16 protein-coding genes are annotated in these 22,525 nt (G+C 74.9%); 10 read left to right on the forward strand and 6 right to left on the reverse strand.

The features are described from left to right. The first annotated feature begins 36 nt into the window (after positions 1–36). Both lon and WME83_RS17290 read left to right on the forward strand, forming a co-directional pair. Positions 37–2,451 (forward strand): endopeptidase La, encoded by a 2,415-nt coding sequence (gene lon / locus WME83_RS17285; RefSeq protein WP_437320384.1) that lies wholly within the window; start codon positions 37–39, stop codon positions 2,449–2,451. 278 nt (positions 2,452–2,729) lie between these two features. Continuing rightward, positions 2,730–3,518 (forward strand): SDR family oxidoreductase, encoded by a 789-nt coding sequence (locus WME83_RS17290; RefSeq protein ID WP_437320385.1) that lies wholly within the window; start codon positions 2,730–2,732, stop codon positions 3,516–3,518. Positions 3,519–3,566: 48 nt separating this feature from the next. On the opposite strand, the gene WME83_RS17295 is transcribed toward WME83_RS17290, so the two are convergent. From WME83_RS17295 to WME83_RS17310, 4 genes are all read right to left on the reverse strand, one after another. Next, positions 3,567–7,541, reverse strand: coding sequence for a UvrD-helicase domain-containing protein (locus tag WME83_RS17295; RefSeq protein WP_437320386.1), 3,975 nt, complete (start codon positions 7,539–7,541; stop codon positions 3,567–3,569). Then, positions 7,538–10,660, reverse strand: a complete 3,123-nt coding sequence (locus WME83_RS17300) for a PD-(D/E)XK nuclease family protein (RefSeq protein ID WP_437320387.1) — start codon at positions 10,658–10,660, stop codon at positions 7,538–7,540. Before WME83_RS17300 ends, WME83_RS17295 begins: the two co-directional genes overlap by 4 nt. Positions 10,661–11,132: 472 nt before the next feature. Then, positions 11,133–12,002, reverse strand: a complete 870-nt coding sequence (locus WME83_RS17305) for an SRPBCC family protein (protein ID WP_437320388.1) — start codon at positions 12,000–12,002, stop codon at positions 11,133–11,135. Between the two features lie 168 nt (positions 12,003–12,170). After that, positions 12,171–12,764 (reverse strand): bactofilin family protein, encoded by a 594-nt coding sequence (locus WME83_RS17310; protein ID WP_437320389.1) that lies wholly within the window; start codon positions 12,762–12,764, stop codon positions 12,171–12,173. A 594-nt stretch (positions 12,765–13,358) separates the two neighbouring features. Here WME83_RS17310 and WME83_RS17315 point away from each other — a divergent pair. Continuing rightward, complete coding sequence (locus WME83_RS17315; protein ID WP_437320390.1) at positions 13,359–14,435, forward strand: hypothetical protein; 1,077 nt, start codon at positions 13,359–13,361, stop codon at positions 14,433–14,435. A gap of 9 nt (positions 14,436–14,444) precedes the next feature. On the opposite strand, the gene WME83_RS17320 is transcribed toward WME83_RS17315, so the two are convergent. Next, entirely contained in the window at positions 14,445–15,020 is a 576-nt protein-coding gene (locus tag WME83_RS17320) for a DUF99 family protein (protein WP_437320391.1), read from the reverse strand. A gap of 61 nt (positions 15,021–15,081) precedes the next feature. On the opposite strand from WME83_RS17320, the gene WME83_RS17325 reads away from it, so the two are divergent. After that, on the forward strand, positions 15,082–15,777 hold the full coding sequence (locus tag WME83_RS17325; protein ID WP_437320392.1) for a hypothetical protein: 696 nt from the start codon (positions 15,082–15,084) through the stop codon (positions 15,775–15,777). 12 nt (positions 15,778–15,789) lie between these two features. Here the strand turns inward: WME83_RS17325 and WME83_RS17330 are convergent, their stop codons facing one another. Further along, positions 15,790–16,764, reverse strand: a complete 975-nt coding sequence (locus WME83_RS17330) for a COX15/CtaA family protein (protein ID WP_437320393.1) — start codon at positions 16,762–16,764, stop codon at positions 15,790–15,792. Between the two features lie 217 nt (positions 16,765–16,981). On the opposite strand from WME83_RS17330, the gene WME83_RS17335 reads away from it, so the two are divergent. The 6 genes from WME83_RS17335 to WME83_RS17360 all read left to right on the forward strand — a co-directional run bounded on the left by WME83_RS17335 (position 16,982) and on the right by WME83_RS17360 (position 22,492). Further along, entirely contained in the window at positions 16,982–18,121 is a 1,140-nt protein-coding gene (locus tag WME83_RS17335; RefSeq protein ID WP_437320394.1) for a GGDEF domain-containing protein, read from the forward strand. Between the two features lie 22 nt (positions 18,122–18,143). After that, positions 18,144–19,706: a sigma-54-dependent transcriptional regulator gene (locus tag WME83_RS17340; protein WP_437320395.1), complete on the forward strand. Its 1,563-nt coding sequence runs from the start codon at positions 18,144–18,146 to the stop codon at positions 19,704–19,706. Positions 19,707–19,770: 64 nt separating this feature from the next. After that, positions 19,771–21,162: a TolC family protein gene (locus WME83_RS17345; RefSeq protein WP_437320396.1), complete on the forward strand. Its 1,392-nt coding sequence runs from the start codon at positions 19,771–19,773 to the stop codon at positions 21,160–21,162. 118 nt (positions 21,163–21,280) lie between these two features. Further along, positions 21,281–22,066, forward strand: a complete 786-nt coding sequence (locus WME83_RS17350; protein WP_437320397.1) for a cytochrome c biogenesis protein — start codon at positions 21,281–21,283, stop codon at positions 22,064–22,066. 4 nt (positions 22,067–22,070) lie between these two features. Further along, positions 22,071–22,349 carry a CcmD family protein gene (locus tag WME83_RS17355; RefSeq protein ID WP_148313652.1) on the forward strand — a complete coding sequence of 93 codons (279 nt, stop codon included), beginning with the start codon at positions 22,071–22,073 and terminating at the stop codon, positions 22,347–22,349. Continuing rightward, the gene (locus tag WME83_RS17360) at positions 22,349–22,492 is read left to right on the forward strand and encodes a hypothetical protein (protein WP_020735434.1); all 144 of its coding nucleotides are present in this window, start codon (positions 22,349–22,351) and stop codon (positions 22,490–22,492) included. The genes WME83_RS17355 and WME83_RS17360 overlap by 1 nt, the downstream gene beginning before the upstream one ends. Positions 22,493–22,525 lie beyond the last annotated feature (33 nt).

Below are 22,525 nucleotides of genomic sequence, written 5' to 3' on the forward strand. Positions count from 1 at the left end.
TGGCTTCGAGAAGAGCGCTGTACTAGGGTTGTCGGCATGCCGACCGGCGATCCTCCTTCGCGAACGCCCCCCTCGCCCGACGCCGACAGCGTCCCGATCCTCCCGCTCCGCAACTCGGTTCTGTTCCCCATGTCGGTCGTGCCGATCAACGTCGGCCGGCCGCGGAGCGTGCGCCTCGTCGAGGATCTCCTCGGCCGCGAGCGCGCGCTGGTCGGCGTGATCAGCCAGCGGTCGCCGGACGTGGACGAGCCGACGTTCAAGGAGCTCTACTCCGTCGGGACCATCGCGCGCGTCGTGAAGGTCATCCGGCTCGGCCCGAACAACTACTCGGTCGTGCTGAACGGGCTCGGCCGCTTCCGCGTGAAGGCGGCGTTCTCGCTCGAGCCGTACATGCGCGCGCGGATCGAGCGCATCCCGGAGTCGCTCGTGCGCGACGTGGAGCTCGAGGCGCTCGGCGCGGGCCTGCGCGAGGCGACGCGCGAGGTGCTCGGCCTCATGCCGAACCTGCCGCGCGACACCGCGGGCATCCTCGACAACGTGCGCGAGCCCGGCGCGCTCGCGGATCTCATCGCCTCGAACTTCCCGCAGGCGCAGGCGTCGGTCGGCGACAAGCAGGAGATCCTCGAGGCGTTCGACGTGAAGGCGCGCGTCCGCCTCGTGCTCGCGATGGTCGGCCGGCAGCTCGAGGTGCTGCGGGTCAAGAAGGAGATCTCCTCGATGGTCCAGGAGGAGATGGGCAAGTCGCAGCGCGAGTACATCCTCCGGCAGCAGATGAAGTCGATCAAGGAGGAGCTCGGCGAGGGCGGCGACGACGACGAGATCGAGGAGCTCCGCGAGCGCATCCGCCGCGCCAAGGTGCCGGCGGAGGTCGACAAGGTCGTGCGCAAGCAGCTCAGCCGGCTGCGCTCGATGGCGCAGCAGTCGGCCGAGTTCAACGTGACCAAGACCTACCTCGAGTGGATCGCGGATCTGCCGTGGTCCAAGACGACGGTGGACAAGCTCAGCGTCGAGAGCGTGCGGCGCTGCCTCGACGAGGATCACCTCGGGCTGGAGAAGGTGAAGAAGCGGATCGTCGAGTACTCGGCGATCCGGCAGCTCCGCTCGGACAAGAAGGGGCCGATCCTGCTCTTCATCGGGCCGCCCGGCGTCGGCAAGACGTCGCTCGGCAAGTCGATCGCGCGCAGCATGGGCCGGCGCTACGAGCGCATCGCGCTCGGCGGCGTGCGCGACGAGGCGGAGATCCGCGGGCACCGGCGCACGTACGTCGGCGCGCTGCCCGGGCGCATCCTGCAGGCGCTCAAGAAGGCGGGGACGAAGAACCCGGTGCTGGTGCTCGACGAGGTCGACAAGATGGGCGTCGACCTGCGCGGCGATCCGGCGGCGGCGCTCCTCGAGGTGCTCGATCCCGAGCAGAACTCGACCTTCCAGGATCACTACCTCGACCTGCCGTTCGATCTGTCGCAGGTGATGTTCCTCGCGACGGCGAACAACTGGGACGGCATCCCGGGGCCGCTCGTGGACCGCATGGAGGTCATCGAGGTGCCCGGCTACACGCGGACCGACAAGCTCGGGATCGCGCGGGAGTTCCTGGTGCCGAAGCAGCTGTCGGCGCACGGGCTGACGGACGAGCGGCTGGAGTTCACGGAGCCGGGCATCGCGTCGATCGTCGACCACTACACGCGCGAGGCGGGGGTGCGCGGCCTGGAGCGGCAGATCGCGGCGGTGTGCCGCGCCACGGCGGTGAAGGTCGCCGAGGGCCACGACGTGCGCGAGGTGGCGACGCCCGAGCACGTGGAGCAGGTGCTCGGCCCGCACAAGCACCGGCCCGAGCTCGCGGAGCGGACGCTCCAGCCCGGGGTGGCGACCGGCCTCGCGTGGACGCCGGCGGGCGGCGAGATCCTCTTCATCGAGGCGACGAAGATGCCGGGCAAGGGCAACGTGGTGCTCACCGGCAACATGCGGAACGTGATGCAGGAGTCGGCGAGCACGGCGGTGAGCTTCGTGCGCAGCAAGGCCGATCGGCTGCACCTCGATCCGGAGTGGCTGAAGGAGATCGATCTGCACGTGCACATCCCGCAGCACGGCACGCCGAAGGACGGGCCGAGCGCCGGGGTGACGATGTTCGCCGCGGTGGCGTCGCTGCTCCTCGGCGCGCCGGTGCGCAGCGACGTGGCGATGACGGGGGAGATCTCGCTGCGCGGGCGGGTGATGCCGGTCGGCGGCATCAAGGAGAAGCTCCTGGCGGCGCACCGGGCCGGCATCCGGCACGTGCTCATCCCGGCGAAGAACCGGCGGGATCTCGAGGATGTGCCGCAGGACGTGAAGGACCAGGTCAAGATCACGATGGTGTCCTCGATGGAGGAGATCCTGCCGCTCGTGCTGGAGCCGCCGCGGCGGGCGTCGACGCAGAGCGCGTCGGCGGACGAGCTCGAGGAGCAGGCGGGGGCGTAAGCGAGAGGCCGTGGCAGGCGGCCGTGCGGGGCCGCCCGGCCCCCGGCGAGGGTGTTCTCGGCGCGGGGCGGGGTGGGGGCCCCGCCGAACTCGCCTGAGAGTTGAACCATCCGGCAAGCCGGATGGCTCAACTCTCAGGCTCAAACATCGGCCCATCCCCCACCCCGCCCCGCGCCGAGAACACCCTCGCCGGGGGCCTTACGGTTTTGGGCCGAGCCTGCTCGTCGAGATCGCCGGGGACGAGCTTCTGGGCTCGCCGCGGGGGGTATACTCGACCGATGCGGATCGCGGTGGTTTCGGGCGGGAATCGGGGAATCGGGCTCGAGATTTGTCGGCAGCTCGCGCGCCGCGGGGTCCACGTCGTGCTCGGAAGCAGGGACGAGGGCCGCGGGAACGCGGCGGCGGCCGCGCTCAAGGAGCAGGGGATCTCCGTGGAGCCGCGGCGCCTCGACGTGTCGGACGAACGGAGCGTCGAGGAGCTCGCACGCGCGCTCGCGGCCGAGCACGGCGGGGTCGACATCGTCGTCAACAACGCGGGCATCGCGATGCAGGGCTTCAACGCCGAGGTCGCGCGTAACACCATCGAGGTCAATTTCTTCGGGGCGCTCCGGCTCACCACCGAGCTCCTCCCGCTGATGCGGGCGGAGGGGAGGATCGTCATGGTGACCAGCGGGCTCGGCGATCGACGCAGCGTCTCCGAGGCGCTCCAGGCGCAGTTCGGGGAGGCAGCGCTGACGCGCGAGGCGCTCGTCCAGCTCATGCGCAAGTTCGTCAGCGACGTGAGCGCGGGGAGGCACACGGCAGAGGGGTGGCCGTCGTCGGCCTACGCGGTGTCGAAGATCGGGCTCAACGCGCTCACGGGCGTCCTCGCGAGGGAGCTCGAGGGCGACCGGCGCAAGATCCTCTGCAACGCGGCGTGCCCGGGCTGGGTGCGCACGGACATGGGCGGCGCGCACGCGCCGCGGTCCGTGGAAGAAGGGGCCGAGACGCCGGTGTGGCTCGCGCTGCTGCCGAGCGGCGGCCCGCAAGGGGGCGTGTTCCGCGACAAGGCCCCCGCGCACTGGTGAGCCGCGCGGCCCAGGCCGGGAGCGCGGCGCCGCGCCCCGGCGAGGAGGCTAGCCGTGGCAGGCCCGCACGAACCCGCAGCGGAGCCTGCGGCACGCCTCGATCGGGACGCCGTCGAAGCGGCCCTCCGCCGTCGCCTCGGAGAAGCGCTCGGCGAGCCGGGCGAGCTCGCGCTCGAACCGCGCGTGCTCCTCGTCGGCGATCGCCCCCATCGGGCCCGACCCCTTGAGCCACACGGGCTCCACCTCGGCGCCGAGGAACAGCACGCCGGCGCGGATCGGGCGGTCCGGGTGGCGCCTCCGGAGGGCGAGCGCGCACGCCCGGAGGCGGAGCTCGTAGGGCGCGAGATCCGCCCGGGGTCGCGCGCGCTTGACCTCGATGACGTCGACAAGCCCGCCCGGATGCAAGACCACCAGGTCGATCGCGAGCGACAGCGCGAGCCTCGCCCCGCGCCGCTCTCCGGCGCTCTGGGGCTCGACGTCGAGCACGAGCGCCTCCTCCCGCAGGAGCGCCGCCTCCTCGCCGCGCGCCTGCCGCGCGTAGGGCCCGCCCAGGAAGCGGGCGATGCCCTCGGCCGTGCGCAGCGCGTCCGGGCCGTTCGGCGCGAGCCCCTCGAAGGCGAGCCGCGCGACGACATCCGCGGCCTCGGTCGGCTCTCCCCAGCGCGCGCGCGGCCAGCGCTGGAGCACCCGGTGCGCGGCGCGGCCGGGCGGGCGCGGATCTGCGCCGTCCTCGAGCTCGACGCGCTCCTCGCCCGGCAGCTCCGGCGGGCCCTCGACGTCGAACAGGCCGAGCTGGCCCTCGCCGGCGGGCTCGCCGATCCCGAGGAGGTGCCGCAGCCGGAAGCGGCGCGCGCACCCCTGGAACGCCGCGAGCGAGGCGGCCGCGATCAGCACGGTCCGCGCCCGCGCGGGCGCCGCCGCCGGCGCGGGCCGGGGGACCGGCGCGGCGCGCGCGTACGCGTCGGTGCCAGGCGCAGGCGGCCTGGCCTCCGCGAGGAGCGAGCGGGCCTCGAGCGTCGCGCCGATCGCCCCGGCGAGCGGCGCGGCGTCCTCGGCGCTCGGCCCCTTCAGCGTGAGCCACGCCGAGCCGCTCCGCGGCTTGGCCGCGGCGCCGACGAGCACCAGCTCGCGCTCGGCGCGGGTGATCGCGACGTACGTGAGCCGCTGCCGCTCGGCCCGCTCCCGCGCCCGCACCTCGGCGCGCGCCGCCTGGAGCGCGGGCGTGCTGAGGGGCAGCGACGGCCCGTGCGCCGACGCCTCGACGTCGTAGAGCGCGCCGAGCCGCGACGTCCGGTCGACGCGCCGCGCGTGGTGGCGCACGAGCAGCGCGGCGGGGCGATCCCCCGCGGCGGGGACGTAGCTCAGGCCGGGCTGATCCGCGCGGGGCTCCGCGTTGAGATCCAGGAGCACCACGGCCGGGAAAGCGAGCCCCTTGCTGGCGTGGATCGTCGTGAGCCGCACGGCGTCGTCCTCGGGCGAGAAGACGGCGGCCTCGGGCTCGTCCGCCTCGTCGCGGATCCGGCGCTCGAGCCAGCGGACGAAGCTCGCGAGCGAGCCGCCCCGGCGGCGCGCGATCGAGATCAGCCGGTCGACGTTGCCGAGCCGGGCCTGGGCGCGGGGGAGCGCGGCGAGGACGCGGTCGAGATCGAAGGCGGAGATCGCGGCGCGGATCGCCTCGCCGGGCGTCGAGCGGAGCGCGGCGCCGCGCAGGCCGGCGAAGCGGGCGCGGAACCCCTCGAGCCGCTCGCGATCCGCCGGGGAGAGCCGCGCGAGCGCGGGGAGGGGGCGCGCGCCGCCGGGCCCCTCGTCCTCGGGCCCCGCCGCGCGGCCCCCCGGCGAAAGAGCGGCGCTCGACCAGCGGCCGAGCAGCGGGACGGTGAGCCCGCGGCCCGGCGGCGCCAGGACCGCGAGCGCCGTGTCGGAGAGCGCCACCACCGGGCCGCGGAGGACCGTCGCGAGCGCCAGGCGATCGCGCGGATCGAGCAGCAGGCGGAGGATCGCGGCCACGTCGCGCACCTCCGGCGCGTCGAAGAGCGCCCGGCCCGCCACCACGTACGGGATCTCGAGGCGCGCGAGGGCGAGCTCGACCAGCGGGATGGTGCTCCGGCGCCTCGCGAGCACGGCGACGTCGCGGAAGCGCAGATCGCCGCCGGCGCCCTCCGCCGCCCCACCGCCGCCGCCCGCGCCGCGGACGCGCCGCGCGATGTACGCGGCCGCGATCAGCGCCTCGCGCAGCTGCCCCCGCGCGTCCCGCACCAAGGCGTCGACCCCGTCCGGGGCGCTGCCGTCGTCGTCGACGAGCACGACCTGCGTCGGGCCGCGCGCGGCCCCGCCCGGCGCCACGACGAGGTGCTCCGCCGCGCTGTAGGCGATCTCGAACTCGCGCGGCGCGCCCGCGCCGCCGCCCGGCGCCCCGGGGGCGCGATCCTGGGCGAAATCGCGCGCCGAGAACGCGTTGATGAACGCGAGCAGCTCGGGCGTCGACCGGCGGCTCTCGCGGAGCGCGACGAAGTCGGCGCTCGGCTCGGGCGACCACAGCGAGGGCGAGAGCTCGAGCGCGCGGCCCGCGGCGGCCCCCGCGAGCTCCGCGCAGACGCGGCAGAAGATCGACACGTCGGCCCCGCGGAACCCGTAGATCGACTGCTTGCGATCGCCGACCAGGAACAGCCCGTGACCCCACAGGCTGGCCGCCGTCGGGGCGACCCCGGCCGGGCGCGCCAGCGCCGCGTCGCCCCGCTCCCGCAGGAGGTACACGAGATCGCGCTGCACCGCGCTCGTGTCCTGGAACTCGTCGACGAGCAGCACGTCGACCGACCCGCGGACCGCCTCGCCGATCGCCGGATCGTCGCGCAGGCCGTCGCGGGCGGCGCGCAGCAGGTCCCCGAACCCGAGGCCGCCCTCGGTGCGGCGGGTGGCCGCGAGCCGCTCGCGGATCTCCTCCAGCAGCTCGATGATCTGCGCCTCGCGGCGCGACAGCGCCGGCGCCTCGCGGAGGAAGCCGAGCAGCTGCAGCGCCTTGTCGCGGTTCGTCTCGCCGGGCAGCGCCTCCCGGAAGGCGAGCAGCGCCTCGTCCGCCGGCGTGCACTTGCTCTTGTGCGGCCTCCGCTGCGTGAGCAGCTCGATCAGCGGGGCGCTCGCCGCGCTCGCGGGGAACGGCGCGCCGTCGCCCTCGCGGCCGAGCGCCGCGGCGAGCGCCGCCGCCGGCTCGCGGAACGCCGCGCTGCCGAGCGCGGCGCTCTCGACCGCGAGGCGGCGCAGCTCCCGCGCCAGCGCGCGGCCCTCGGCGGCGTGGTCGGACACCGCGAGCCGGCGCGGCGCGAGGCCGTCCTCGTCGAGCCGGTCGAGCAGCCGCGTGACCTCGCTCCGCGCGCCCTCCACGCCGCCCGTCGCGGCGACGAGCGCGCGCGCGGCCTCGGCGCGCTCGCCCCCCTCGGCGAACGCCCGGCTCAGCGCCTCGTCGACCGCGAGGTCGCTCAGCGCCTGCGCCTCCTCCTCGTCGAGGATCCGGGCGGAGGGGGAGAGCCCCATCGCGATCGCGTGCCGGTCGACGATCTGCTTGGCGACGCCGTGGAGCGTGTCGATGCGCGCCGCCGGGAGGCGGGCGAGCGCGTCCTCCGCGCGCTTGCGCAGCTCGGAGAGCGACAGCGCCGCGGCGCCGCCCGCGCCGCGCGGGCCGGCGACGGCCGCCTGCCGCGCGCGGAGGATGTCGGCGAAGGGGATGCTCGACGCGCCGTCCCAGCGGGCGATCTCCCGGAGCGATCGCTCGATGCGGTGGGCGATCTCTCGCGCCGCCGCGCGCGAGAACGTCGTCGCCACGATGCGGTCCGGCGGCACCGGCGGCGCGGCGGTCGCGTCGTCGGCCTGGCCGACGGAGGTGAGCCCGAGCGTGAGCAGCACGTAGAGCGCCGTGAGGCGGTGGGTCTTCCCGGTGCCGGCGCTCGCGGCGACCACGACGTTGCGGCGGAACGCGTAGATGAGCGCGTCGCCCTCGGCGAGCTCCGCCCCGTGCGGCGCCGCGCTCACGCGACCTCCTCCGCCGCCTCGTCCGTCGGCACGACCGCGGGGCGCCGGCACACGTCGCGCGCGTCGCAGCGCGCGCACATCGTCGCCACCACCGGCCGCGGCGCGGCCTTGCCCTCCCAGAGCGCGACGACCGCCGCCCGCGCCGCGCGCGCGGACTCGGCCCAGCCCTCGGCGAGCGCGCGCTGCTCCTCGACCTTGCCCGGCCACAGCTCGATGAGCCCGCGCTGGCGCACGCCGATGTAGACGGCGCGCACCTCCTCGGCGCCCAGCGCGCGCGCCGCGATGGCGCTGTACAGCGGCAGCTGGAGCGCCCGCCGCCGCTCCTTCGCGTCCGGGAGCTTCCCGGTCTTGTAGTCGACCACCCGCACCACGCGCCGATCGGTCGACCGATCGATCCGGTCGATCTGCCCGTCGACCCACAGGCTCGGCGCGCCGTCCGCGTCGTCGTCCGACGGCGGCAGCTCGAGCGGCTGCCAGGGGGGCGGCTCCCCCGCGCCGAAGCGCCGCTCGGCCAGGAAGAAGCGGAGCTCCGGCGACGACTCCTCCCCGTCGACGGCGCGCACCACGACCTCCATCACGTCCGCGATCGCCTTCTCGACCGCCTCGCGGCGGAGCGGCGCCATGGGCGCCGACACGCCGAGCGCCGCCTCGGCCGCCGCGCGCGCGGCCGCGAGCTGCTCGGCCGGATCGCGGTCCGGGCCGAGCTCGCGCAGCGCCTCGAACGACGCCTGCAGCGCGCGGTGGATCAGCGTGCCGCGCTCCCGCGCGTCGGCCGACTCCGCGAGGTCCTCCGCGCGGCGCACCTGCAGCACGCGGCGCGCGAACCCCGCGAACGCGCAGCCCACGGCGCGCTCGATGTGGGTGACCGCGATCGGCCGGTCCGGGTGCGCCCCGCCGATCGCCGCCCGGAGCTGCGCGCCGAGCCCGGGATCCTCGTCGAGCACGACCCGCCCCGTGTAGCGATCGAGCGGCGCCCGCGGATCCAGGAAGAAGTCCGCGCGGGCGCGCTCGATCCGGACCCGCTCGGCGATGTCCGGCGCCGGCCGCCCGCCGCCCGCGAGGGCGATGAGCTCCGCGTCGCGCGGCCCGAGCGCCGCCGCGTCCGGCGCCACGCGCGAGGCGGGCTCCGCCCGCTCGGGAGCGCCCGCCGCGACGGCCGCCGCGAAGACCGGGTGCGGCTCGTTCGGCTCGCTGTCGTCCCCGCGCGTGAAGCAAAGCGCGACGCTGCGCGCGCCGGCGAGCGCCCAGCCGAGCTCCGCGCGCTGGGCCGCCTGGCGCTCGCGCCCCGACGCGGGGCGGCTCGGCGCCGGCAGCCTCGCGCGGAGCGCCTCGCCGAGCAGGGTCTCGTCCGCCCCGGGGCTGCCGCCGTAGGCGCGCGCGTCGAGCCCGGTCACCACCACGACGTCGTGCTCGAGCGCCGCGAGCCCGGCGGCGACGTCGACGCGCACCGCGCCGGCGCGGCCCGCGTCGCCGCGCGGCCCCGCGCCCTGCTCGGCGGCGGCCCGCTCGAGCTCCGCGTAGACCTCGGCCGCGCTGGCGGGGCGGTCCTCGCAGCCGAGATCGCGCGCCGCCCGCGCGAGCGCCTCGGCCTGCTCGCGGATCGCGCGCGCGGCCCGCGCGCTCTGGCCCATCGCGCCGATCGCCTCGAGCGCGATCGCGCCGCCGCTCCGCCGCTCCCCGCGCAGCGCCGCGCGGAGCTCCTCGACGCCGGGCTCCCCGAAGCTCAGCTTGTCGAGGAGCGACACGAAGCGCCGCACGATCTCGGGCCGGGTCGTCGCCTCGCCGATCCAGCGGGCGCTGGCGAGCAGCCGCTCGAGGGCGTGCGGCATCCACGCCTCGTCGTCGTCGCCGTGCGCGTCGCCCGCGCGGTGCAGCGCCTCGAGGCCCAGCTCGAGCTCCGCCTCCTCGATCCGCGCGTCGCGCCCGGCGGCCCGCGGCGGCCCCGCGCGGCGGTCGGCGCGGCGGGCGGCAACGACCGAGATGAGGCTCTCGATGAGCAGCCGGCCCGTGCGATCCACCTCGACGGGCACGTCGCGCAGCCGGTGGGCGAGGTCGGCCGAGCGCTTCTCTGCCTCGGCGGCGGACGTGCGGTCCACCCAGGCGCCGGCGTGGACCCCGGGCGCGCGGAGGATCTCGATCGCCTGCTCGCGGCGCACCGGCCCCACGGCGAGGCGGAGGATCGCGAGCGCGACGCGCCCGTCGGGGCAGCTCGACGCGGCGCGGCCGCGCGGCTCCGAGAAGCGGACGCCCGCGTCGGCCAGCGCGGCCCGGAGCGGCTCGAGCGCGGCGTCGTCGAGGGCGGGCACGACCACGGCGATCCGCTCGGGCGGCACCCCGCGCCCGAGCGCGGCGGCCACCTCGGCGGCGGCGGCGCGCGCCTCGCCCTCCGCGGTCTTCGCGCTGATCGCGGCGAGCGGCTCCGCCTCCCGGTCGGGCACCCACGCGATCTCCGGCGCGTCCTCGAGCGAGGCCCAGCGCCGCTCCAGGACGTCGGCGACCGCCGCCGCGCCGTCGCCCTGCAGCGCGGGCAGCTCGACCGTCACGCCCGCGCCGCCCGAGGCGCGGACGGCGGCGTGGAGCGCCTCGACCCAGGCGAGATCGTCGGGCTCCCAGCCGACGGCGCCGCGGATCGTGACCCTGCGCGGCAGCGGCAGCGCGCCCGCCGCGCCCGCCGACCGGAGCGCCCGGCCGAGCAGGAACCCTGCGCCGCGCGGGTCCACGAGGCGCGCCGCCCGCAGGGCCGCGTCCGCCCGCTCGAGGACCTCGGCGATGGCGACCGCGTACGAGGTGCCGAGCGCCCGCAGATCTGCCGGGGACGTCCCGGCGCGCCGGAAGCTCCCGAGGGCGCGGTCCAGGGCGTGCGCGAGCGCGACGCGCGCGGCGGGCTCGGCCGGCTGCCTGAGCCGGTCCGGCGGCAGCGCGTCGAGGGCGAGGCGGGTGGCCAGGCGGGTCGCCTGCGGGCTCGCGACGGCGACGTCGGGCGCCAGCAGGGCGAGCGCCTCGGACACGAAGCTCCACCGAGAGCGCACTTCCTGGCCCGCGGCGCGCGGGTCGAGCGCGGCGAGCTCGCGCTCGACGTGCCGCTCGGTCGGGACGATGAGGAGCGATGTCCTGATCACCGCCACGAGACGGCCAGTCGCCGCTCCTGGGAAGCGCTGGCGCCCGGCGCGGCAGGATGCTGGGAGGGCGCCGGTGCGCCTGGATGCTCGTCCGGCAAGGGATACCTCACCGCAGAGCCTTTACTTCATGCATCCGTCCCCTCGCAACCTCCGCCGGGCGCGTGGGTTGTTGAAAAACTCCCGCGGAATGTGGGAATTCTTGTGGGAAGATCGGAAGGCGTGTTGAAAAGCCGGTTGGGCGCCGCGGGCGGTCCGGGCGGTGATCGCCCGTGATCCTGCGGATTTGCAAGCGGCCGGGCGGCAAGAGGGCACGCCCGGGGCGCTCTCCGGTTATCAACAGGCTCGGCGGTCCGCGGCGGTTACCGGCGGCGACAGCGCTTCACGATGCGCGTCGCGAGCGATCTCGACAGCGATGGAGGGGAAGGTGTCTGGGTCGCTCGGTCGGGAGACGTCCAACCGATGGAGGGGATAGCTACCGGCGCGCCATGTCCTTGTGGCGACGCACGCTGTCGTCCTCGGCCGGCGGCATCTCGGACGCGACCTCGGACGGGGCGGGAGCGGCCTTCGTGCGGCTCGGTTCGCTGGCTTGCGCGGCCGGAGCGGCGCCGCCCGAGGCGGCCGCGGGCGCGCCCGGGGCCGCCTCGGGCGCGCTCGAGGCGGTCGCGGGCGCGCTCGAGGCGGCGGGTGCGCCGGGAACCGCAGCGGCGGTGGTGCCGGCCCGCGCGCCGGCGGGCGCCTCGGCCTGCGCGCGATTCCGCACGGCGGTCACCGCCTTGTCCGCCGCCCGGGTGAGCTGCGTGGTGACGGCCGAGGGCGGGAAGGGGAGCTTCGGGTCCACGAAGAGCTCGAGCTTCAGGATCGTGTGGTGCTCGTCGACCGCGCGGAGCCGCCACCGGGCGCGGAAATCGGCGACGTTGCCGCGCTTGTGGCGCCCGGAGATCACCTCGTCGGCGCCGTCCTTCGTCGGCGGCGACATGTCGGCGACGGTCCAGATGTGCGCGGCGCCGTTCAGGATCGGCACCTGGAGATAGACCTCGCTCGTGCCCTTGCGCTTCGCCAGCACGCGGCTCTGGTCGAAGGAGGTGATGAACGACTTGTAGCTACCGTAGGAGGTGACGATCTTCCGGACGGTCGGCAGGGGCGCCTTGATGAGGATCGCCGCGCCCCCGGTGTCGATCGTGGATGCTGGCCCGGTGGTCTTCAGCGTGTACCGGAGCGCTTTGCCGAGCGAAGCGAGCTTCTCGGACTCGGCATCGGCGGCGCGGGCCGCGCGCGGCGAGAGCGAGAGGGCGAGGACGGCGAGCGAGAAGGCGATCAGGGACAGGGACCACCACTTCTTCATGGACTCTCCTGTGCGAGCAGCGTCCGTCGGCGTGTGGCTGCCGGCCACGTCGCGGGCGTGCGCCTCGGGCGGCGAGAGCGCAGCCGCTCGATAGATGTAACTCGCTGAGCGGGCAGCCGCACCCCTGCACGCTACAGAAAATGTGCGATCTTCGGCGGAGGTCGGAATTCAGCGATCCGCGTCGGAGCGCTTCGCGGTCGGGCCGCGCTGCGCGCCGCCGCCGCTGTCCTCGGCGGTCTTCGCGCCTTGTCCGGCGACGTCGGCGTCTGGCTCGGAGGACGCCGCGGGCGGCCGCAGAGGTCGCTCGCCAGCGTCGTCGTCGAGCGGGGCCATCTTGCACGACCCGTCGAACTGCACGCCGCGATCGATGAAGATGGCGGGCGCGTGCAGCGCGCCGGTCACCTTGGAGGGCGCGTAGAGCTCGATGGCGTCGCGGGCGCGGATGCTCGCCTGGACCTCGCCGCCCGTGACGATGCAGGTGACCACGTGGATCTCTCCGATCACGAGCGCCCCCTCGCCGATGACGAGCACGTCTTCGCCGCGGATCTCGCCGCGGAAGCTGCCATCGATGCGCACCCGGCCCTCGAAGAAGAGCTTGCCTTCGAAGTGCGTGCCGCGGCCCAGGAGGGCATTGATCTCGGTGGGCCGGTGGCCCCCCGTGTCGTCGCCGCGGGGGCCTCCGGGAGATCGCGACGAGAGGGGCGAGTCCCTGTCGCCCGGGAAGGACATCGGGTCCATGGCCTGTTGGCTTACTTCAGCCATCGTCACATTCGCAACGGCGGCGCGCGTCAGCGGGGTAACGCGCGCGCGGTGGTTGCCCTGAATATATAATGGTTTCGAATATTTATCGAGAAACTTCGGCGGGGTACGTTTTCTGCAAAGAGGGCGGATTCCCGGCGCCTAGGCCCGGGGGGCGTGCGGAGCGCGGGCGGACGTCTGGCCGAGCGCGCGGTGGAGCGTGAGGGTCCGAAGGGACCAGGAGAGGGAGTGCAGATGACGTTCCGTTCGTTGCTTGTGGCTGCCGGTGTCCTGGGCAGCATCTCGGTGGCGTCCGCGCAGACGCCGCCCGAGCCGCCGAAAGCGCCGCCGGCCGATCCGGCTCCGCCCGCCGGGCCAGCTCAGCCGACCGCTCCGGCGCCGGCCGCCCCGGAAGCGTCCGCGCCCGCTCCCGGTACCCCTGCCGCTCCTGCCGCGCCCGGTGCTGCTGCCGCGCCCGGTGCCGCTCCCGCTGCTGCGCCGTCCGTTGCTGCTCAGCCCGCGGAGCCGCCGCCTCCCGCGGAGCCGCCGCCTCCGGCGGAGCCGCCGTCGCCCGCGCAGACCCCGGGACCTGAGCCGGGGCCGATCACGTCGCCCGCGGTGCGGTGGAGCCAGGGCACCGCGGCCGACGCCGTGCTGGAGGAGGAAGAGGAGACGACCCTGCGCTGGCGCGGGTCGACGTTCACCTGGAACCAGGGCGCCAGCACGACCCTGTTCGGCGTCGGCGGGGAGTACATCCCTGCCGACCAGGTCTACGGCTGGGACTTCACCTTCCGGCCGAACTTCTACGTGCTCGACCGGCCGAAGGACAAGGTGTCGGTGTCCGCCGAGATCGGCTGGGTCACCGAGCTCACGAACAGCGACATCACGACGACCTACCGTGAGCCGCAGTTCAAGGACATCGCGCTCAACGGCCGGTACAGCCGCGAGCTCTGGGAGAGCGGCGGCGCGGACCGCGGCGAGTACAAGACAGACGCCGCCATGCGGCTGCGCCTGATCCTGCCGACCTCGCCGGCGAGCTGGAACTCCGGCAAGTACTTCACCGTGTCGGTGGGCCCGCAGCTCATCCAGAAGATCAAGCTCCTCGGCGCGAAGGCCGACGGGCTCAACCACGTGACGGCGACGCTCGGCGTGAGCTACTCCCACCTGTTCGCGGACTCGTACACGCCGGTGAGGGAGGGCCTCGCGCGACCGCGGATGACCCCGAGCGGCGAGACGGCGCCGGACGACCAGCTGAGCGGCACGTCGCTGGCGATGGATCGTCTGGCCACGAGCCTCCAGGTCGACGTGCCGCTCTATCAGGACCTCTCCCTGGGGACGAGCTTCGCCTTGCTCAGCGATTTCAAGCACGAGTTCGAGGGGGGATGCGCCGAGACGGCGACCGGCTGCGCCCCGTACGACGGCTCCCAGGGGACCACCTACGTCCCGCAGACGGCCTTCGACGTCAGCCTGAACTACCCGATCTTCGAGGTCGTCGACCTCACGCTCGGGTACAACAACACGAACCGGCAGATCGGCCTCGACGGCAGGCGGCGAAACTTCTTCCACAGCCCCGAAGCGCAGTTCTACCTCGACATCACCGCCAACCTCGACGTCATCTACTCGAAGGTGACCGGCCGCGGGAAGAAGGTCGAGAAGCCGGGCACCGCCAGCGCCGCGAGCCGCCTCCCGCTCTAGCCCCGCCCGTCACGCGCGCCCGCGGCTCTCGCCGGTGGTCAGCCCGCCGGCGATGAGGTGCGCGGCGCGCAGCGGCTCTGGGAGGTTGCCGTGCACGGACAGCCGCGCGAGCAGCGCGGTCGTGTCCTCCAGCGAGAGCCCGGCGCGCTGCACGTACACGCCCCCGACGGGCTCCATCGGCCCGGCGCGCTCGATGAGCGCCCACTTGCGGCGCCCGCCCCGCACGCGCGAGAGCAGCGCGTCGCGGATCGCGTCGAGGTTCGGGAGGCGCCGCGCCACCACCACGACCGGGAGGGCGAGGGCGTCGCGCAGGGCCGCGATGTCGACCACGTTGAACCCCGCCACCGCGATGCCCTGGAGCAGGACCACCTGCGCCTGCGCGTAGAAGCGCGAGCCCCGGATCATCGCGGCGATCGCCGGGGTGGCGTTCCGCCCGTCGCGGCGGGCGCGGGTGGAGAGCACCCCCTCGAGGCGCAGCCCCGCGAAGACGGCCCCGACCACCGGCACGTCGCCGCGGTGATCGCGGGCGAACGGCGCGTCGTCGACGCCGATGACGTGCGAGAGGCGGGCGACGCGGGGCGGCACGCGCCGAGCTTAACGCGCTGCCGTCTTTTCCGGACCCGGCGCGCGTGCTGTACTTGGTAGCGTGCGACCTCCCCGGCATCTCTCGCTGAGCCTCTCGCTGGCCCTCGGCCTCGCCTCGCCGCTCGCCCTCGCGCAGGGCGCTCCCGCCGCCCCGGCCGCCCCGAAGGCCGCGCCGGCGCCCGCGAGCGCCGCCGCCCCGCAGAAGGCGGCGGCCGGCAGCCCGCGCGGCCAGAGCGCCGGCGCGCCGCAGCCCGCCCGGCAGCGCGCCCCCCGCGCGCGCAAGCCGAAGCCGAAGGACGCGCAGGCCGACCTCACCGGACGGCCGGTCGCCACCTTCCCCGGCTTCCGCATGCTCCCGACCGGGGGCTCGCGCGTGTTCGTGCAGATCCACGGCGGCAAGGTCGACGTCGCCGAGTCGAAGGCCGCGGGGCGCCTCGTCTACCGGATGAAGGGGGCGGGGGCGATCCAGACGAACCGCTTCCCGCTCGTCACCTCGTTCTTCGCGACCCCGGTGACCCAGGTGCAGCTCGTCGACCAGGGCAACGATCTCGACATGGTGATCGAGCTGCGCGCGCAGACCGACGCGACCTACCGCGTGATCGAGACCGACCAGGGGATGGTGCTCCAGGTCGACTTCCCCGCGTCCCTCCCCGCGCAGAGCGCCGCGGCCCAGGCCGGAGCGCCGCGGCAGCGCGCGGTCCGCCGCACGATCTCGCAGGAGCCCGAGCGGGGCGACGAGAGCTCGGGCGATCTCTAGCGCGCTGCCGGCCTACCCCGGCGTGGCGACCGCCTCGGGCCGCGCCTTCTCCCCGCGCGCGCCCGCGTCCGGCGCCGGGACCTCCTCGCTCAGCGCGGCGGCCGCGAGGGTGACGAGGACCATCCACAGCGCGTCGGCGAGCAGGAGGTGGACGAGCTGCATCCACACCGGCGCGAGCAGCAGCAGGTTGACGACCCCCGCGCCGATCTGCAGCAGCACGAGCCCTCCGGTCGCCGCGGAGAGCCGCTCGACCAGCGGCGAGGGGCGCCGGGCCGCGATCGCGCCGCGGGCGTAGAGCAGGTAGACGCTCACGACCGCCGCCACGACCGGGTGCAGGACGCGCAGCGACACGAGGAAGTGCGCCGCGGGCGAGAAGTCCTGCGCGAGGCCCTCGCGGAGCGAGCCCGCCGCGAAGAGCGTGTCGCCGAGCGCCGCGATCGCCCCGGTCACGCCCACCGCGAGGACGCCCGCGAGCGCGGCGGCGAGCAGCGCGCCCGTCGCGCCCTGGCCGCGCAGGCGCACCCGCCGGCCGCCGCGCGCCCAGTAGAGCGTGCACGTCATGGCGCCCACGAGCAGGAACGTGTTGATGAGGTGCACCGCCATCCAGAGCGCGCGCGCCGCCGACGCGTCGTGGGCGACGTACTCGAGCAGGACGATGCCGGCGCCCACCGCCGCCTCGGTCACCATGAACAGCATCGACGCCGCCGCGCCGCCGCGCACCGGGTGCCCCGCCGGATAGGCGACCAGCGCCCAGACGAGCTGCAGGGCCACGAGCAGGAAGGCGACGCCCGAGGTGGCGCGGTGCGTGAACTCGATGAAGGTCGCCGCGCTCGGTGAACGTGGGATGACGTCGCCGTTGCACGTCGGCCAGTGGCTGCCGCAGCCGGCCCCCGAGCCGGTCGCGCGCACGGACGCGCCCCACAGGATCACGCCGAGCGTGAACGCCAGCGCGAGCGCCGCGAGCTTCCAGAACCGCGCCTGATTCATGCGGGGTCCTTACCGCGAAACCAGCGCGACGGCAGCCCGCGCGCGACCCCCGCGGCGGCCGGCGCCGCGCGCGACCCCCGCGGCGGCCGGCGCCGCGCGCGACCCCCGCGGCTGCCGGCGCCGCGCCGGCGAGCGGCCCGCGCGACCGGCGGCGAGCGGGCTTCCGCTGTCGTGCGATCTCGTTGCGCCCGGCCCCGCCCGAAGGGAGGATGTGCCCGTGCCGAACAGCGAGGACATCCGAGGCGCTCCGCTCTCCGCGCCGGCCGAGCTCATGAGCAGTCGACCGGCGAGGATCGTGGTCGCCGACGACGACCGCCTCGCGCGCCAGATGCTGGTGAGCATCCTCCACAAGGCCGGGTTCCAGGTCGAGGCGGTCGACGACGGCCAGGAGGCGATCGAGGTCATCGGGCGCGGGGGGGTCGACCTCGCGCTCCTCGACATCGTGATGCCCCGGCTCACGGGCCTCGAGGCGTGCCGGCTGCTGAAGAGCATGACCGCCGAGTCGTTCCTCCCCGTCGTGCTGGTCACGGTGAAGGCCGACACGGCGAGCCGGGTCGAGGGGCTCAAGATCGGCGCCGACGACTATGTGTGCAAGCCGTTCGAGGAGGAGGAGCTCCTCGCGCGCGTCGGGGCGATGCTCCGGATCAAGCGGCTGCACGACCAGGTCGCGGCGCAGCGCGCGTACCTGGAGCAGCTCTCGATCCACGACGAGATGACGGGGCTCTACAACTACCGCTACCTCTTCACGCGGCTCAACGAGGAGTTCAAGCGCGCGGAGCGCTACCACGAGCCGTTCGCCTGCGTGCTCGTCGACATCGATCGGCTGAAGGCGATGAACGAGACCGGCGGGCGCACGCTCGGCGACGCGGTGATCCGGCGCGTCGCCGACGGGATCCGCCGCTCGGTCCGCGAGGTCGACGTGGTCGCGCGCTACGGCGGCGAGGAGTTCCTCATCGTCCTGCCGAGCACGCACTTCGCCGGGTCGCTGACCGTGGCCGAGCGGATCTGGCGCGAGGCGTCCGGCAACCCGGTCGAGTTCGGCGGCGCGTCGCGGCCGTGCAGCGTGTCGATCGGCGTCTCGCTCTACCCCTCGCGCGACGTCCGCTCCAAGGACGCGCTGATCCGCGCCGCCGAGAGCGCGCTCCACCAGGCGAAGCGCGAGGGCGGCAACCGGATCTGCGTCTTCCAGCAGCACGGCCAGATCTACACGCCGACGGGGAGCGCCGATCCGCCGCCCCCGCCGCCCCCGCCCAAGCTCCGGAAGTCCAGCGATCCCGCCTTCGCCGCGGCCACGGACGAGCCGAGGGAGCCGCAGACGCGCCGGGGCACCGATCTCCCGCCGCGCAAGCCGCTCTAGTCCCGCCCCGCCGCTCCGCCTCGTGAACGCCCGAGCTCGCGCCCGCATCCTCCTCGTCGACGACGAGCCGGCCCAGCGCCGCAACCTCGCGCGCGCGCTCGTGCGCGACTTCGACGTCCTCACCGCGGAGGACGGCCCCGCGGCGCTCGGGCTGCTCGCGACCACCCGCGTCGAGGCGGTGCTGCTCGACCTCGCCATGCCGCGCATGAGCGGCGCCGAGGTGCTCGAGCAGATCAGGGCGGCGCACCCCGACGTCGAGGTCGTGGTGATGGCCGGCCACGCCGAGCTCGACGCCGCGGTCGCGGCCGTGCGCGCCGGCGCGTACGCCTTCGTGACGAAGCCGGTCGAGCCCGAGGCCGCGCTCTCGATCGCCGTCGAGCGCGCGATCGAGCGCCGGCGGATGGAGGCCCGCGCGCGGGCCCTCGAGGAGCGCGTCGGCGAGCACGAGCAGCTCGGCGAGGTGATCGCGAGCTCCGCCGCGATGCAGGACGCCTACCGGAGGGCGCTCGGCGTGGCGTCCGTGGCCGCGCCCATCCTGCTCGTGGGCGAGCGCGGGACGGGCAAGGAGCTCGTCGCGCGCGCGGTCCACCGGCGCGGGCCGCGCGCCGGGCGGCGGTTCGTCGCGGTCGACTGCAGCGCGCTCCCGGCGCCGCGCGCCGAGGAGGAGCTCTTCGGCGGCGATCGCGGCGCCTCGCCGGACGGGGGCGCCGGCGGGGGCCTGATCGAAGCGGCGGACGGGGGCACGCTCTTCCTCGACGAGGTCTCGGCGCTGCCGCTCGCGGCCCAGGCCCGGCTGCTGCGGGTCCTCACGCACGGCGAGGTCGCCGCGGCGGGGGCCGCCGTGGTGGCGGACGCGCCGCGCCGGGTCGACGTCCGCGTCATCGCGTCGACGTGCGCCGACCTGAGGTCGCGCGCCGCCGCCGGCGACTTCCGGGAGGACCTCCTCTACCGCCTCGGCGTCGTCGTCATCGAGCTGCCGCCGCTCCGCCGGCGCCGGGAGGACATCGCGCTGCTCGCGAGCCACTTCCTGCACCGGTGCGCGCGCCGGCACGGGCGCGGCGTCGCGCGGATCGGCCCCGAGGCGGCGCGCCTCCTGCGCGAGCACGCCTGGCCCGGCAACGCGGGCGAGCTCGAGAGCGCGATCGAGCACGCCGTGCTCTCCGCGCGCGGCGACGCGATCCTGCCCGCGGATCTGCCGCCCGCGGTGTCGGGGCGCGCCGGGCCGGACCGGCGCCCTCCGAGGGACGCGCTCGTCCTGCCCGCGCAGCTCTGCGAGCTCCCGTACGCGGAGGCCAAGGAGCGCGCCATCGAGGCGTTCGATCAGATCTACATCCGGCGCCTGCTGCAGCGCACCGGCAACAACCTCAGCGAGGCGGCGCGGCAGGCGGGCATGGATCGCTCGAATTTCCGGAGGCTCAAGAAAAAGGTCGCGTCGCGGGGCGACGAGGCGGCGATGGGGGACGCGCCAGGGGAGGGGGAAGGCCCCGGGGAGGGAGGCGGCGCAGGGGAGGGGGAAGGCCCCGGGGAGGGGGAGGTGGACGGCGCGGAGACGGCGGCGCCGCCGCGCAGGGGCGGCGCGGGCTGACGCGCGCGTCGGGCAGAGCGCGCCGCGCAAGCGCGCGGCCAGCTCGTGCTACGTTGCGCCGAAAATGGCCCGACGCGCTGCACGAGGTGCTCTTGTCGCCGCCGCCGTCTCCCTCGCGGTCCGGCTCGCCCCGCTCCCCGCCGCCGCCGCCGACACCGGCGGCGCTCCCCGGCGGCAGGCGGCGGTGGTCCTCGATCTCCCGCGCGTCCTCGCGCTCGCCGATCGCAACCACCCGCACGTCCTCGCCGCCCGCGCGAAGCTGAGCCAGGTCCGCGCGCAGCTCGACGAGGCCCACTACGCCCCGTTCTCGCAGTTCAAGCTGACCGGCGGCGTCGCGCTCGCGCCGACCGTCCGCGGCAACAACATCTTCAGCCCGAACACCGACGTCTCGCTCACCTCGAGCCTCGGGGTCGCCTGGCGCGCGAACATCGACGGCGTGGTGCCGCTCTGGACCTTCGGGAAGATCACGAGCCTCTGGGACGCCGCCGAGGCGAACGTCCGCGTGAACCAGGCGAGCGTGGAGAAGGAGCGGGACGCGGTGCGGCTCGACGTCCGCAAGGCCTACTTCGGCCTCCAGCTCGCGCGCGACTCGCGGAGCCTGCTCACGGACGTGCGGACCGAGATGGACAAGGCGCTCCGGCGCCTGGAGGAGCAGGTCGAGGGCGAGGAGGGCGATCCGATCGAGCTGCTCAAGCTGCAGACCTTCGGGGCCGAGCTCGAGGCGCGCGGGGCCGAGGTCGACAAGTACATCGCGGTCGCGCTGGCCGGGCTGCGCTTCTACACGGGCGTCCCGGAGCTCGACATCCCCGACGTCCCGATCCGCCCGCCGAAGCACCGGCTCGGGCACGTCAGCCGTTACCTGACCGCGGCGCGCCTGTACCGGCCGGAGCTCGCGCAGGCGCGCGCGGGCCTCGACGCGAGGTCCGCCCAGGTGCGGCTCGCGCGCGCGCAGCTGTTCCCCGACATCGGCATCGGGCTGCAGGCCGGGGTGAGCGCCGCGCCCGAGGTCGCGGATCAGCTGAACCCGTTCACCAGCGACCCCGGCAACTACTTCCACTACGGCGCCGCGCTCGTGCTGCAGTGGAAGCTCGACCTGCTCCCGCAGTCGGCGCGCATCCGCTTCGCCGAGGCGCAGCTCGAGGAGATGGCCGCGACGCAGCGCTTCGCCATGGGCGGGGTCGCGACCGAGGTCGAGACCGCCTACGCCGAGGTCGTGGAGGCCCAGAAGCGCCTCGACGCCTACACGAAGGCGGCCAGGTACGGGAAGCGCTGGCTCGTGATGGTCCAGCAAGGAATCGACGTCGGGACGATGGCGGAGAAGGACCTGATTGATCCAGCCAAGGCGTACGCCACGAACCGCTTCAGCCAGCTGAACGCGACGATGGAGCTCGACATGGCGATGTCGCGCCTCGCGAAAGCGACGGGCTGGGACGCGATCGCTCCGGACGGCACGTGACCGAGGGGGCGGCCGCGCTGAGCGCGTGGGCTGCCTCGCCGGCGCCTCGCCGTCCCCGTCCGACCTTCACCGCGGCTTGAACGCGACCGTCCTTGGCACTACGGTGGCGCGCCAGCATATGGGAGCCAACGACGAGCGGGCGCCGCGCAGGGTGGCTTTGGCGGCGAGCGGAGATGCGGCGGGGCGCGGCGCGGGCGGCGCGTCGAGCGCCTCCACCATCGCGTTCTCGGTCCTGCTCGCCGCGTCGGCCCTCGCCATCATCGGGACGCTCCATTTCGTCGCCTACGTCGTGCCGACGGAGGCCTCGATGGGGGTCGTGCAGAAGATCTTCTACTTCCACGCCCCGGCCGGCTACGCGATGTACCTCGGCGCCACCGCCTGCTTCATCGGCTCGGCCGGCTACCTCGCGCGCGGCACGCAGTGGTGGGACTCGCTGGCGAAGGCCGGCGCGCAGGTCGCCGTGGCCATGGGCCTCATCGTCCTCATCACCGGCCCGCTGTGGGCCGCCAAGGCGTGGGGCGTGTACTGGACGTGGGATCCGCGCCTGACGACCTCGCTCCTCAGCGTCCTAATCTACATCGCCTATGTCGTGCTCCGCGCCTTCACGGGCGACAGCGAGGCCGAGCGCAAGTTCGCCGCGGCCCTCGGCGTCCTCGGCGCGGCCAACCTGCCGATCATCCATTATTCGGTGAAGATGTGGGGCGGTAACCACCCCACGGTCATCACGGGCAAGGGCGGTGGCCTGGGGCACCCCGACATGAAGCTGGCGCTCGGCTTCGGCTTCCTCTCGTTCACCCTGCTCTCCCTCGCGCTCCTGTGGTCGCGCCTCCGCGTCGATCTCGCGTCCGCGCGGCTCGCGGAGCTCGAGCAAGAGGCCCTCGAAGTCGGTATCGGAGAGGACTGACAACGTGAAATCCCTTCATTCCTTGTTCTCCCACGCGGCCCTGCAGCAACCGACGGGCACGGCCACGGACGACCGAGCGCAGGCGTTCCGCCCCGTGGAGGGCGGGAACGAGATGCAGAGCGGCGAGAAGCTGCTCGTCGAGGCCTACGCCGCGATCTGGCTCATCATCTTCGGGCTGGTCTTCCTCTCCTGGCGCCGGCAGAAGCAGATCGACCGCCGCATCGACGCGCTCGAGGCCGCCGTGCGGAAGGCGCGGGCGGGCGCGGGTCAGGGGACGAGCTGATGCCCAACCTCGGGGAGATGACCCCGCAGCACGCGCTCTACATCCCCGTGGTGCTGATGCTGGGGCTGATCATCGGCTATATCCTGGGCAGCCGCGCCGTGCGGGCCGAGCTCGAGCGACGCAAGCGCAGAATGAAGGAGTGATCGGGGGCGCGAGCCCTCGTCCCCGTTGCCGGC

Source organism: Sorangium sp. So ce385 (assembly GCF_051474135.1).
Taxonomy (GTDB): Bacteria; Myxococcota_A; Polyangia; order Polyangiales; family Polyangiaceae; genus Sorangium; species Sorangium cellulosum_D.